Origin of the sequence: Neobacillus drentensis (assembly GCF_036962765.1) — a bacterium.
GTDB classification, from domain to species: domain Bacteria; phylum Bacillota; class Bacilli; order Bacillales; family Cytobacillaceae; genus Neobacillus; species Neobacillus drentensis_C.
In genome coordinates, this window is sequence record NZ_JBALOS010000122.1 from 1 (window position 1) to 13462 (window position 13462).

Consider the following 13462-nt stretch of genomic DNA (forward strand, 5'->3'; position numbering starts at 1 on the left):
CCATTTGAATAATTTCTTTACTTTATCACTATAGCAATGTTAGTCTCAACTTTTAACCCTTTTATTATGAATACCTCCTTTTTACCTATTGGCAACGCTTTCAAAAAATTAATTTGTTAAAATATTTGTTTTTTTAGAATTACTCGAAATTATTTTAACATTATTGCATAGTATTTATTTTGTAAAAATACATGAAATTTTTCTATAATTTTTGTAAAATTAAACAAAGACAATGTAAGAACTTTATAAGACTAACATCGATCATTATATATTAATCGGGGGTAATCATTTTGAATACTAGACTACATGATCCATTTAAGACTGCCTTTGATAGCTTAGATGAATTTGCCGACCTTATTAGTCAGGTACTAATGTGCCCTATTACAATTGAGGATGCCAACCACCGTTTACTTGCCTATAGTACTCATGATGAACGAACTGATCCTGCAAGAATTTCTACCATCATTGGCCGGAGGGTTCCGGAAAAAGTCATTAATCAATTATGGAAAGAAGGAACGATTCCTGCTTTACTTAAGACCCAAGAGCCAATTCGTGTGAAAAACATGAGCGATATCGGTCTTAACAATCGAGTCGCCATTTCCATTTGGAAGCAAGATGAAGTAATCGGATTTATATGGGCGATTGAAATTGATAAATCATTAACTGATGAAGATTTCATTCTCTTAAAGAAAGCTGCAGATTCCGTAAAAAATAAATTATTACAACTTCAGACGAGAAAGGACAAGAAAGAAGAGCGCTCACAAGAATTTTTTTGGAAACTTTTAACAGGACATTTAAAAGAAAAAGAAGAGATTTTTGATCATTTCCGTTCATTACAATTAACCATGCCTTCTACTTTTGCGATTCTTGTTTTTCAGTTTAAAGAGAATATCACGAACAAAGTTGAGCAATCCATCTCCTATCTCTTAAAAACAAATCAACGGATAAAAATTATTCTTTATACAATTGACTGTAATCAACTCATTCTATTGGTCTCAACAACTAATATTGAGAACCCTTTCAATGAACTTGATCAATTTGTAAAGTTCTTCATCCTGCAAATGAGTGAACGATATGGAATAAAGGAGATCCAACCAGGCTATAGCAGTATTTATGAGAATTATCTACATACAAATAAAGCCTATAAGGAAACTCTGGCTGTTTTATCAATTAAAGAAAAATTTCCTCTCGAGACTAAGGAAATTTTTAATTATCAAAGACTCGGCATTTATCAAATTTTCGATCTGATTTTAGAAAAAAGACAAACCGAAGCCTATGAAAATTATTCTTTAAAACGGCTTCATGAATATGACCAAAAGCATAATAGCAACTTAATCGAAACATTAGAGGTTTTCTTAAATAAAGATAACAACATTAACGATGCAGCTAAGGAACTAAATGTCCATGCCAATACATTAAATTATCGACTTAAAAGAATCGCGGAAATTGGGGATGTTAATTTCAAAGATCCTAATCAAAAGATGATTCTTTACTTGGATTTAAAGTTGGAAAAATATCAGGGGATTTGAACGTTTTGTGAAAATCCCCAAAAAGAATGAATATCTTTCTCTTTTCTAAACAAAGTAATTCTATGGCAAACATTCTATACTTTAGCCATAGCAAAACACTTTCATGTAACTAAGGGGAGGAAATAAGATAATGTTTATTGGTGTACCTAAAGAAATTAAAAATAATGAAAATCGTGTCGCACTAACTCCTGCAGGTGTCGTTTCATTCCTAAATGCCGGCCACAAAGTATTAATGGAAAAAGACGCCGGAATTGGAAGCGGTTTCACTAACGATGATTATGCCAAAGCTGGTGCTGAGATTATAGATATCGCTGAACAAGTATGGACAAGAGCAGATATGATTATGAAAGTAAAAGAGCCTCTATCAAGCGAATATAAGTACTTCCGTCCAGGTTTAATCTTGTTTACTTATTTACACCTTGCTGCTGAGCCAGCATTAGCACAAGCTCTAAAAGAGTCAGGCGTCATCGCTGTTGCTTATGAAACAGTATCAGCAAACCGAACTCTACCACTTCTTACACCAATGAGTGAAGTAGCAGGACGAATGGCTGCTCAAATCGGAGCACAGTTCTTACAAAAAAATAACGGCGGCCAGGGAATCCTACTCGCAGGTGTACCAGGGGTAAACCGCGGGAAAGTTACCATTGTCGGCGGTGGAATTGTTGGGACCAATGCAGCTAAAATGGCCATCGGTTTAGGCGCTGACGTGACAATCATTGACTTAAGTGCGGACCGCCTTCGTCAGTTGGATGATATTTTTGGAACTCAAATCAAAACATTAATTTCTAATCCTTTCAATATTGCTGAAGCGGTAGCAGAAGCTGATCTTCTAATCGGTGCGGTTTTAATCCCGGGTGCAAAGGCTCCTAAGCTAGTTACAGAAGAAATGGTTAAATCGATGAAACCTGGATCTGTAATCGTTGATGTTGCGATTGACCAAGGTGGAATTGTTGAAACAATCGATCATGTAACAACACATGATAATCCAACATTTATCAAGCATGGTGTTGTCCACTATTCTGTTGCAAATATGCCTGGTGCTGTTCCTAGAACTTCAACACTTGCTCTAACAAATGTTACGGTTCCATATGCATTGCAAATCGCTAATAAAGGGGTTTTCAAAGCCATTGCTGAAAATGCTGCTTTAAATCTTGGCGTTAACGTTGCCAACGGAGAAATCACATATGAAGCAGTAGCCAAAGACCTAGGTTATACTTATGTAACAGTAGAAAAGGCATTAGAAAAAGAACTAACTGCGTTTTAATTGTAGTTAATCCCCTCAAGAAGCACTTGAGGGGATTTTTGATTTAATACAAAGGCAGCTATATCGACTAGCTGCCTTTTATTGATGCAATGTGCTTATTTTTCCAATTACTAATGGTCTGCCAATTGAATAGTATTCAACTGGATATTTTTTTATGGTTTCTAGATGAAAGCAATTTCTTCCGTCAAAGATAACCGGTTCTTTCATTAACTCATGGAAGAGATTTAATTGTAGATTTTTAATTTCCTCCCATTCTGTGACAATAAACGTAAGGTCTGCATATAAAAGAGCTTCCTCGACCGTATCTGCATAAGATATTTGCTCCCCTAATACTTTTTTTGCATTTGGAATTGATACAGGATCATAAGCAATTACTGTCGCCCCTTCATGAACTAGACGCTTTGCTAATTTAATCGAAACAGCTTCCCTGACATCGTCTGTATTAGGTTTAAATGAAAGCCCTAGTATTGCAGCCCTTTTCCCACGTAAACTTTTAAATCGATTCAATGCCTTTTCCACTAGCTTAAGTTCCTGCTTTTTATTAACTTTAATAACCTCCTCTATGAGGTTAAAAGCCTCGCCTGAATCATTCCCCATCTGAACTAGTGCGTGGGTATCTTTCGGTAAACATGAACCGCCAAAACCTACTCCTGCCTTGAGAAATGATGATCCGATTCTTGTATCCAACCCCATTCCAAATGAGACGTCTTCAATATTTCCGCCAGCATGTTCACAAAGGCTTGCGAGAGCATTCACGTAACTAATTTTTAACGCTAAAAATGAATTTGATGCTACTTTTATTAATTCAGCACTATTCATATCCGTTTTAAAAATGGGAAGACCAAACGGCCGATATAGCTCTTCCAAAGTATTGAGGGCTTCCTTACTATCAGATCCAATAATTATCCGATCACCGTGAAAAGTATCATAAATTGCCGTTCCTTGGCTTATAAATTCAGGGTTTGAAACAAGTTGGAATTTAAGACTTGATTGCATCTCTGATTGAATCCAATTTTTAATTTTTTTATTCGTTCCCACTGGTACCGTACTTTTCGTAACGACTATGACGTTATTTCTCTTTATTGACCTGGCGACTTCCTTTGATATCTGTTCAATATACTGTAAATCAAGAGCGCCATTTTCATTTTGGGGAGTTCCTACTGTTATCATAATGACTTCAGCAGATTTATAGCCAATAGTAGGGCTGTTTGTAAAACGTAACCTCCCCTCCGCAATATTTTTCTTCAACAGCGCATCTAATCCGGGCTCATAAATGGGGGAATACCCATTGTTTAATATCCTAACTTTATGATGGTCCCGTTCCACGCAAATCACATCATGGCCGATTTCTGCTAAACAAACCCCTGTGACAAGTCCTACGTATCCTGTTCCCGCAATAGCTATTTTTTTCAATGAATATTTTCCTTTCCATATTGAGTGTTACTTAATAATGAATCCTCAGTTCATTTTTCCAGCCATTTATATAGAATTATTTCGTGATAAACTGGATCAAAAAGATCGTTAGAACGAAACGTTGCTATCTTTTTGATTTTTCCATCTATTGAAACGCCTTGTGACCTAAATCCTTGAATCACTTTATCTGTTAGTAGCACTGTCCTTCCTTTAAAATATTTCGCATCATACCGGAAATATGGATAGGTTTCTATCCTCTTATGTGTATATGAAACATCTAAATATTGCAGTACCCTCGTTTCTTCCCATGTGTAGAGTATAACAGGTTCATCCATTTTCTCTACAAATGCATTCATTTTATAAACAGCTGGAAGTTCTGTTGCTTCCACCCTTAATAGGGTTACATTTTGATTTACTTGATGCCCTAGGAGGAAAATGGAGAGTCCTACTATAATGAAAGGGATTCTTTGTGAAAAAAGACGAATACAAAGGAAAAATATCAATAAGACCGCAAGCGGAAGCGTATGTCTAGCCTTCTCTACATTTTGTGCCAATAGTGCCCAACCAAAATAACTGCTAAACATTATATATAAAAGGTTCATAAATGGCCATGATTTTTTTTGTTTTTTGAACAGCCTAGAAAATAAATAAATGAGAATGAAAATATAAATGAATGCACTTAGCTTTGATTCAGTGGCAATCCCTGTCCATAGGATGTTTCTTGATAAAAAAATCGTAATTCTATCAAAAAAACCGATATCTGCTGCCTCTACCGTACCTCCCCAATCATTAAAATGGCCACTGGTAAACGCTAAAGAAAGCTTAATAAAGCCGATTAAACTTCCCTCTGAAATGACAAGTCCCATTACCCATACTGCTTGAAAGATCACGCCAGCGATCAAGTAATATATTATCTCTTTCATTTTTAATCCATCATTTTTTACTTTCCAATAAAACAGAAAGATGATACCAATTGCAAATGGCAAGTAGGAAAGTCGAATACCTAGCATAAGACTCAAAAGCCCCAAAGGTATGATAATAGCTCTTGAATTTTTATTTTCTAACGCAAAAAGAAGACTCCATAAATACCACCAAAATGCAGCCAATGCTGCTCCTTCTGACATCGGCTGATTAACCATGATAACACTATAGCTTGCTGAATATATAATTGCAGTAGATAAACTAGCAAATGACTTCTGCATAAATCGACTGGACAATTTATAAATTGGGATAATAGAACTTGCATAAAAAATGATATTAAAAATAGTTAATGCCTTTGATGGGTCCATCACAAAAAGATGAATGAATTTACCTCCTAAAATAAAAAAAGGGTACCCAGGGAAGTGCGGCTGCATAGCCATTAAATCAAAACGCTTAACAGCAAGTGCAAAATCAACCTGATCCCACGAGGAGGTATATGGATTAATAAAATACAGTTGAGATACAAAAACAATTAATATAGCTACTATACTTAAAACTATTAATAGACCTTTTTTCAAGTCAAGATTGGACAATAAAAAACACCTCCTTATCTAGAGAAAAAGTACAAGGCAGCGGCCTTGTACTTTACATGTTCAAATTCATTTCGCTTGTGTTTTAAGTATGTTGGCTGTCTGTGGATTCGTTTCCTTTGTTTGCTTTCTTCCTGCAGGTTTGGAAGAAGTAAGCAATATAATTGCAACAAAGTATCCGATATATGCCAGTATTTCTTCAATAGAAGGCATAGAAGAATAGCCAAACAGAGCTTTGAGAAATATCCCAATATCTCCTGATAATAGCGGAGCAGAACCTGTATCACGAAGATAATGCGTGTAATCAATCGGATGCTCTGGCAGGAACCAAGTAAGATCATAAACATGTGGCATAATACTGCCAATTATGTTAAGGTCCTGCATCATGGAAATCGCTTGTACTAGTAATCCAGCAGATATAAGAATAATAAAAGCACCGGTTAACTTGAAGAAGCTGCTTAACGGAATCCTCATCGTTCCTTTAAAGAACAAATAAGAGACAATGGCGGCTATGGCCACACCAGTAATCGCGCCCCATCCTTGCATTGCAGCACCGATGTTTCCCCCTGTAATTGCAGCAAAGAAGAACACGGTTTCCACACCTTCACGAAGGACCACAAGAAAGGAATGGATAACCATCCCCACTACATTACCAGTAGAAATAAACTTATTCATTTTCCCTTCCATGTTTCCTTTTAGATCACGGCTGTGACTGGCCATCCAGAATACCATTTGTGTTAATAATACGGTCGAAACGAGCATAATGCCTATTTTCAGGTACATTTCGCTTCCCATTGCGGCAAAACCAGTAAAAACAATTTGAAATAAGAGGGCTACCCCAACACTTGCCAAAACTGCAAGACCTGCTCCTAACCAAACATATTTCGTGTACTGCTTATGGTCTACTCTTTTAAGATAGGTAGTTATGATGCCAACTATCAACAAAGCTTCTAAAACTTCACGGAATGTAATTAATAGTGCTTGAATCTCCACAGCCGTGTCCCCTCCCAATGGTGTTGTATCAGTTTCTATTTTCTTCTTCTTCGGATAACAACTATCAGTACAGCTATGATTAAACCTGCGATTATTACGAGTGGTATCCAGTTTTTGATATTCGAAATATCCGTCCAGTCTTTTTTAGCAGTCCCTGATTCTGTTGCACTTTCAGAAAAATGCCCGACATCAAGGCTCTTTAAATTGAATTCAGTTTTTAATGAGTTTAGAATATCTTCTTTATTTTCCTTAAATGCGTCTAAATTTGCCTCTTTTTTCCCGACACCAAACAATCCGGGATTTCCTAATGCTACAAGTGCCTGGTCAAAATCAGTTCTGATTTTCTTATCATTCTCGGGTTTTTCTGCTTCCACTCTAGGCGACAGCGCATCATATGTAGCAAATGCTTTAGCAAGGAGCCTTTTCGTTGTGTCATATTCAGCAAAGTTTTTTTCAATACTCTCTAAACGCCTTGCAATATTTAATACCAGAAGTTTTTCCATATTGTTAATGGTAGCTTCCTTGTCCTTATCTTTAAGGTTATTGAGAATTAACTTAGCAGGCTCTGGGCCCATATGCATATCAATTTCTTCTTTAACGCTTTCAAAGTTTTTTTGGGCGGAATTGAAATTAGGAGGATTCTCATCAAGCTTCACTATCATTTCTTTATAAACTTCAGCTACCTTCTCCTCATTCGGATCCCCATAGGAGTAGGCAAATGCGCTACTTAAAGGAATACTGTTAAAAATTAATGCGATAGTAAAAAATAATACAGAAAATTTTTTCATGAAGAATTTCCTCCTATATCGATAATGATAATGATTATCATCCTCGCTGTCAATGCAAGGATTTAGAATGTCATATATTTATCATATTTAACTTACTAACTAATCTCCCTTGTTATCCAAGGTTTGTATCCCCCTAATGCTTAGACTAGATGTTGTCTTATTATGGATAACCTTTTTTACTGGCCTTCTCATTTCTTTTAAAATCGCCGGTAAGACCGATGTCATATAACTTCGAAACTTGATAAATGATTCACCTGTTTTGCGGACCTGATAACGAATCGGGATCTCTTTCATCCGAAATCCTTTTCTTATTAGATTTAGCGTGACTACTTGTGCATAGTTATAATCGTGAACGATTTCAGCTTCTTCCATCGCCAATCTTGAAAAAGCTCTCATCCCAGACTGACCATCATAAATCCATTTTCTTAGCAATAGGGCTTGTAGCAACGTGAAGCAATAATTCCCGATTCTCCTGTTCCACTTCATTCCCTTAATGGTGCCCTTAAAACGGGACCCCATAACATAATCGGCTGTCCCCATTAAGATTGGTTTGACTAATTCCGGTATCTGCTCAGCAGGGTATTCGTTATCGGCATCTATCATTACACCAATATCAGCTCCATTTAAAACACAAAGCTCCAACCCTTTACGAACAGCAGCACCTAAACCATGGTTTTTATCAGAGGTATGGACGTAATCTGCCCCTGCCAACCAAGCTTGGTCAACCGTTCGATCATTTGACCCGTCATTTATGACTAGAACCTCAACTTTTACCCTCGGGTCGAAATTTCGAGGTATTTTATGAATGACTTGGGCAATCGACTCTTCCTCATTAAAAGCTGGAAGAAAGACTATTACTTTTTGCTGTTTCATTGATTCATAACATCCTTCCTTACTGCCTCTATTAATACTGGTCCACGGCTGTGACTAGGAAATGGTGCTCCCATTAAATAGGAAATCGTTGAAGCAAGTGAAACCAAACTATGTTTTTCCTCTACACTTTTTCCTTTTTCAATGGCCGAACCGTACATAAAAAACGGAACAAATCTTTCACCTTCATCGAGGTGGCCATGTCCACCAATCCCATCAGCTTGGCCATGGTCAGCACAAACAATAAACGTATAATTCTCCAGTTTACCTCTCTCTTTTAACCATTCAAAATATTCTTTAACCAAAGCATCAGCCTCTTCGATTTTCTGAATATATTCGTCATATAATACTCCGCGGCTATGTCCGGTTTGGTCTGTACTTATTAGCTGTACAATTTGCAAATCGGGATCCTGTTCTTCCATGATATTCTTCGCTCGTTCAATAATTTTACGATCGACAACATTATTGTGCATCACGGCCGTAAATGTCTCTACGTCCTTTCCAAAGGAATCAACGAGATGGGCTACGGCTAATAATGAGCCCTTTTTCCCCACTTTTCGTAATGTATCAAAAACGCTCTCTACTTTAATACCCAGCTTCCATACCATATTCGACTTTATTCCGTGTTCAAATGGATAAGTCCCTGTAAACATCGACGAAAAACAAACTACAGTTCTTGCAGGATATACGGTTTCCATTCTAGTATAGTCTGTTCCATTTTTTCTCAAATAGTCGAGAAATGGGGTGTTCGCTTCCTCAAAACGCTCTTTCCTCATTCCGTCAATGACCATAACAATAACTTTTTTATTTATTGCATCTTTCCGCTCCTCCACATTTGCAGTAAAGGTAGGAATGATCTTCGGTTTCCAATCAAATAGATTTTTATGGAGAATCCAAGAAAACAATAGAATTCCTATATAAAATAAAACGATTACTCCAATTTCACTTCCCGACCAGGTTTGCTTTTCAATAGTCAAATTCCATAGTGATAATAACAAAAGAAACTTTGGCAGTTGTTCTTGGGCATTCCCACTAGTTGAATCACTATTTTTCAAAACGAGCTTCCAAAAACGGGTAAAGTTAAGCCAAGAGGTACCGATTCGCAAATGGTAATAAAAAGTACCCCAAAAAAAGACTGTAAAGAAGAAATATAAACCGATCCCTGTAAATAGCAAACTAAGATTTACATGATCCCAAATGATAAGATAGGCAGTAAATGGGATCCATAAATAATTTCTTAGAAATAATGGATAATCGTACAAGTAGTAAATAATTAATAGAGGTAAGATTGCTAATAACCCTATGAAAAGATCTAAACAGTAAGAAAGAGATCCCAACTTTGGCAGGGAATAAATCAGCATGATGCCGATGGTGAATATTGGAGTAAACGGCTTCCCCTCATTCAACAGGTTCCAACACCTAGCCGCTACTTTTTCAAAACGAGATGCTTTTTTCATTTTTGTCTTCCTCTCATTCTTAGAAACGCTTTAAGTTGTTTAATATTTATTCCAGGTGAATATATCAATAAAAGGAAACCAACGAAATAGGAAAAAATAAATTTATAACTATGGCTAATAAGCGCCACCATATATCCATCCTTTGCAGGATAACCAAAACTAGTTAAAGCTGCAGTCATGACTGATTCGTATGTAGATATTCCCCCTGGTGTAATTTGAAATACCTGGCCACCCACAGTTATAGAATTTACCCAAATGGCCTTATAAATAGGAAGACCATTTCCTAACGAAGCTGTGACTCCCCACAAAACTGCTCCTTCCAAGGACCAGCTTAATAAAATTAGGATAAAAATATAAACTCCATTCCAACCTTTTAAGCTTGTTCTTAATAATAAGATATGCCTTTCCACAAAGAGTGGACAGTATCTATAGACTATAAATATCCCGATAAAAATACTTAGAACTAAAATTATTAATACTCCAAGTGACAAGCGAAGGATAAACGCTTTTGAAAATGCCACAAGTCCTATTAAGGAAAATATCAATAGGATCAACATATCAAGTGATCTGAGTACAACTACCGAGTGTGCTGAAATATCCGGCCTAATGTTTTTTTCTTTCCAGGACAAAACACCAATCCTAACTGCATCCCCAACCTTTATTGGGGTAATATGATTTACAAAAAGACTTAACAGCACTCCTTGAAGGCAGTTAAAAAACCTGACGTTCTTTCCCAAATATAGCCTCCATGCTTCGGCCCTGAGGATAAATGAAAACAGGTAACCAACGGTAACCATTATGATAATCAAAGGATTGTCTAAAAAAAATATTCTGGACGACTCAAGAAAATTCCCAGCATGAAAATATCGCAAGGACAACAGGATAAAAATCCCTGCTAAAATGAATCCCGTCACTTTAATCAAACGTTTAACTAATTTCTGAAACATGTTTTTTTGCCCATTCAATGGTTTTAGCAAGTCCCTCTGAAAAAGGTACTGAAGGGGAAAATCCAAGTTGTTGTTTTGCCTTCGAAATATCCGCCCATGTGGAATTGACATCACCTTGGCGAAAGGCTCCTTGTTTAACAGATACATCAGAAAAATGCAGCTTTAAATACTCTACTAATTCTTCAATAAAAATTGGTTTACCCGAACCAATATTATAAGTACCGATTCTTTCAGTTTGATTAAAAGCACTAATGATCCCTGCTATGCAATCATCTATATATGTATAGTCTCTTGCAGTTCTGTTTCCAAACAACGTAATTTCCTTTTTATTCAGCAGATTTTTAATAAATCCTGTGATGGCCATATCCGGCCTCCCCCATGGTCCATAAACCGTAAAAAAGCGAAGAATCGAAATTTTAAAGTCAAATAATGAAGAATAAGCATGGCAAAAAGATTCAGCCCCAAACTTTGCGGCCGCATAAGGAGAAACAACCTTTCCCATAGCCATTTCTTCTCGAAGTGGGACGTTCTTTTGATCTCCGTAAACCGATGAGGAAGAAGCAAAAATAAAATGTTTTACATTTGATTGACCCGCAAATCGTAGTGCATTAATGGTGGCTTTAATATCGTAGTCAACATACTCATTCGGTGCCGCTATTGAATTTGGTACACCGGGAATTGCAGCTAGGTGTATGACCATTTCTGGCTTGCAGGAAAGAAAGATTTCTTTTACATCCTCTTCGTCATGTAGAAGACTTTTTTGAAAGAAAGCAAACTCTCCTGCTTCACTTGCGAATTCTAGCTGTCGCTTTTTCCTATCGACAGAATAATACGGATGCAGTTCATCGATGATTAAAACCTCATGACCATCCTTCAACAATCTCCTTGTAAGATGGGAGCCGATAAACCCCGCTCCCCCAGTTACTAGTACTTTCAATTTATAACACCTCTATACCTATTTTGTTCATCACCATTAATTATGTACATTATTCTCTCATATCCAAGAAAAAAGGAAAAACCTTGTGTTTGTTAACCAAGGTTTTTCCTCTGCATTATTTCGCTTTTTCTACGATTGTATTCAGAGTGGAAATTAACTCGTTCAGTTGTGCTTCACCAGCAGCTTTATCTTTAGCTTTTGCTGTTTCAACATATTTCTGTGCTTTTTCAGTTAACGTCTTATAAGCATCTTCTCCAAGAAGGGTCTTGATATCTTCACCGATGATATCAATGAATAAAGCACCCTCTAAACCAGTGATAACAGCTTTATCTTCACCTAATAATTCTTTACTCTCACCGTATTCATCAATAGCAATTTTTGCAAAACCACGGACGAACGCTTTGTTAACAGCAGCAGGATCTAATGCCTTTACATCAGATTCAAGATTGAATTGTTTTTCAATGAAGGCAGTTTCATCAGTTGCATGCTTGCCCAAGTAACTGCTTAGAGATTGGTAAAATGCCCAGCCTTCCGCTTGCTCTACCTTAGCAAGTGCAGCGTCTTTCCCCGCTTCAGCTGCTGCCTTTGTTGCATATCCGTTTGGAAGTGCACCAGTTGCGAGATAGAAAGTCTTCATTAATGTTTTGTCAACCACTTGCTTACCTAAGTTAAAGCCCAGTTGATCATTATTTTTAACCGCTGTCTCGATTTCGCTGAATCCACCATCAATTACACTAACAAGGGTAGTACCATATGCAGCATCACGTTTTTCTACAGTTGTTTTAAGAATGGCATAATAATTTTTTGCTTCTTCTAGTTCTGCATTCACTTCTTCTGTGTTACCCCATTTATCAGTTACTTCTGTAAAATCGTGTTTAATCGATGTATAAAATACCTTTTGCATTAATTTATCAAAGAGTTGTTTGACGACTACTTTGTCCATTGATCCGTCTTTACCTGCCGATAGAGCTGCAGTGATTTTTTCGTCGATTGTGTCTTCAAATTCTGCGTCACGTTGTTGAACTAGCTCTTTAAAATTCTTATTATATAAATCTGTTACTTTATCAAAATCAACTTCTTTTCCTTCTTTTGCTTTTTCAAGTTCCGTAGTCGCTTCAGTAAATACATCAGCATACGCTACTTTTTCTTTATCTTCTACTTCTGTTTCTTTCTTCTCTGCTGATTTTTCTTTATTTTCTACTTTTGGTTTGCTAGCTGTTTCTTCCGCTTTCCCACAAGCTCCAAGAACTAATGAAAGGGCTGCCATAGCTGCTAGAAGTTTAAATTTGATCGACATTGTGTTTCCCCCGGTTTGTTTTTTTATTTTGTTGATAATGATTATCATTCACATTTGTAATTATAAAGAGAATGATTATCAATGTCAATGATATTCGAAAGATTGTTATAAAAAAGACACTATTTAAAATTTAAATACAAAAGAAAAACTATCTTGCAGTCACAAGATAGCTTCTCTCTTCTATAAATTTTTACTAACTTTAATTATTTCCTCTAGATCAGTCCAATGTTTAATACGAGGTAAATCCAGATGCCTATTATAGGATTGATCCCTGAGAAAAATGTTAATTGAATGGTTAAGTAATGTATTTAATACTTCAGGTTTATCATCAAAATAATAATCGAGATGTAACTTTTTAATGATTTCTACCTTTTCATGATCTTGCATTCCATAAAAAAATCTTTCATCATTGACAGGAAAGCCGTTTTCTCTCATCCATTCCTTTGTTCGTTCACC

Annotated in this window: 12 protein-coding genes; 2 read left to right on the forward strand and 10 right to left on the reverse strand. The window is 36.4% G+C overall.

Annotated elements, in window-relative coordinates; all coding sequences use genetic code 11:
* The first annotated feature begins 290 nt into the window (after nucleotides 1–290).
* Entirely contained in the window at nucleotides 291–1529 is a 1239-nt protein-coding gene (locus tag V7137_RS15725; RefSeq protein ID WP_335698958.1) for a PucR family transcriptional regulator, read from the forward strand.
* A gap of 130 nt (nucleotides 1530–1659) precedes the next feature.
* Nucleotides 1660–2793: an alanine dehydrogenase gene (ald, locus tag V7137_RS15730; protein WP_335698959.1), complete on the forward strand. Its 1134-nt coding sequence runs from the start codon at nucleotides 1660–1662 to the stop codon at nucleotides 2791–2793.
* Between the two features lie 78 nt (nucleotides 2794–2871).
* Here the strand turns inward: ald and V7137_RS15735 are convergent, their stop codons facing one another.
* From V7137_RS15735 to V7137_RS15780, 10 genes are all read right to left on the reverse strand, one after another.
* Complete coding sequence (locus tag V7137_RS15735; RefSeq protein WP_335698960.1) at nucleotides 2872–4206, reverse strand: UDP-glucose dehydrogenase family protein; 1335 nt, start codon at nucleotides 4204–4206, stop codon at nucleotides 2872–2874.
* A gap of 50 nt (nucleotides 4207–4256) precedes the next feature.
* Nucleotides 4257–5720, reverse strand: a complete 1464-nt coding sequence (locus tag V7137_RS15740; RefSeq protein WP_335698961.1) for a hypothetical protein — start codon at nucleotides 5718–5720, stop codon at nucleotides 4257–4259.
* A 66-nt stretch (nucleotides 5721–5786) separates the two neighbouring features.
* Nucleotides 5787–6710 carry an FTR1 family iron permease gene (locus V7137_RS15745; protein ID WP_335698962.1) on the reverse strand — a complete coding sequence of 308 codons (924 nt, stop codon included), beginning with the start codon at nucleotides 6708–6710 and terminating at the stop codon, nucleotides 5787–5789.
* Between the two features lie 35 nt (nucleotides 6711–6745).
* Complete coding sequence (locus tag V7137_RS15750; RefSeq protein ID WP_335698963.1) at nucleotides 6746–7498, reverse strand: hypothetical protein; 753 nt, start codon at nucleotides 7496–7498, stop codon at nucleotides 6746–6748.
* A gap of 99 nt (nucleotides 7499–7597) precedes the next feature.
* Entirely contained in the window at nucleotides 7598–8371 is a 774-nt protein-coding gene (locus tag V7137_RS15755; protein WP_335698964.1) for a glycosyltransferase family 2 protein, read from the reverse strand.
* Complete coding sequence (locus tag V7137_RS15760; protein WP_335698965.1) at nucleotides 8368–9825, reverse strand: alkaline phosphatase family protein; 1458 nt, start codon at nucleotides 9823–9825, stop codon at nucleotides 8368–8370. The genes V7137_RS15755 and V7137_RS15760 overlap by 4 nt, the downstream gene beginning before the upstream one ends.
* The gene (locus V7137_RS15765) at nucleotides 9822–10772 is read right to left on the reverse strand and encodes a lysylphosphatidylglycerol synthase transmembrane domain-containing protein (protein ID WP_335698966.1); all 951 of its coding nucleotides are present in this window, start codon (nucleotides 10770–10772) and stop codon (nucleotides 9822–9824) included. Before V7137_RS15765 ends, V7137_RS15760 begins: the two co-directional genes overlap by 4 nt.
* Nucleotides 10753–11709 (reverse strand): NAD-dependent epimerase/dehydratase family protein, encoded by a 957-nt coding sequence (locus tag V7137_RS15770; protein WP_335698967.1) that lies wholly within the window; start codon nucleotides 11707–11709, stop codon nucleotides 10753–10755. The genes V7137_RS15765 and V7137_RS15770 overlap by 20 nt, the downstream gene beginning before the upstream one ends.
* A 115-nt stretch (nucleotides 11710–11824) precedes the next feature.
* Nucleotides 11825–13006: a hypothetical protein gene (locus V7137_RS15775; protein ID WP_335698968.1), complete on the reverse strand. Its 1182-nt coding sequence runs from the start codon at nucleotides 13004–13006 to the stop codon at nucleotides 11825–11827.
* Nucleotides 13007–13186: 180 nt separating this feature from the next.
* The coding region (locus V7137_RS15780) for a 5' nucleotidase, NT5C type (RefSeq protein ID WP_420490139.1) at nucleotides 13187–13462 on the reverse strand (276 nt) is incomplete at its 5' end.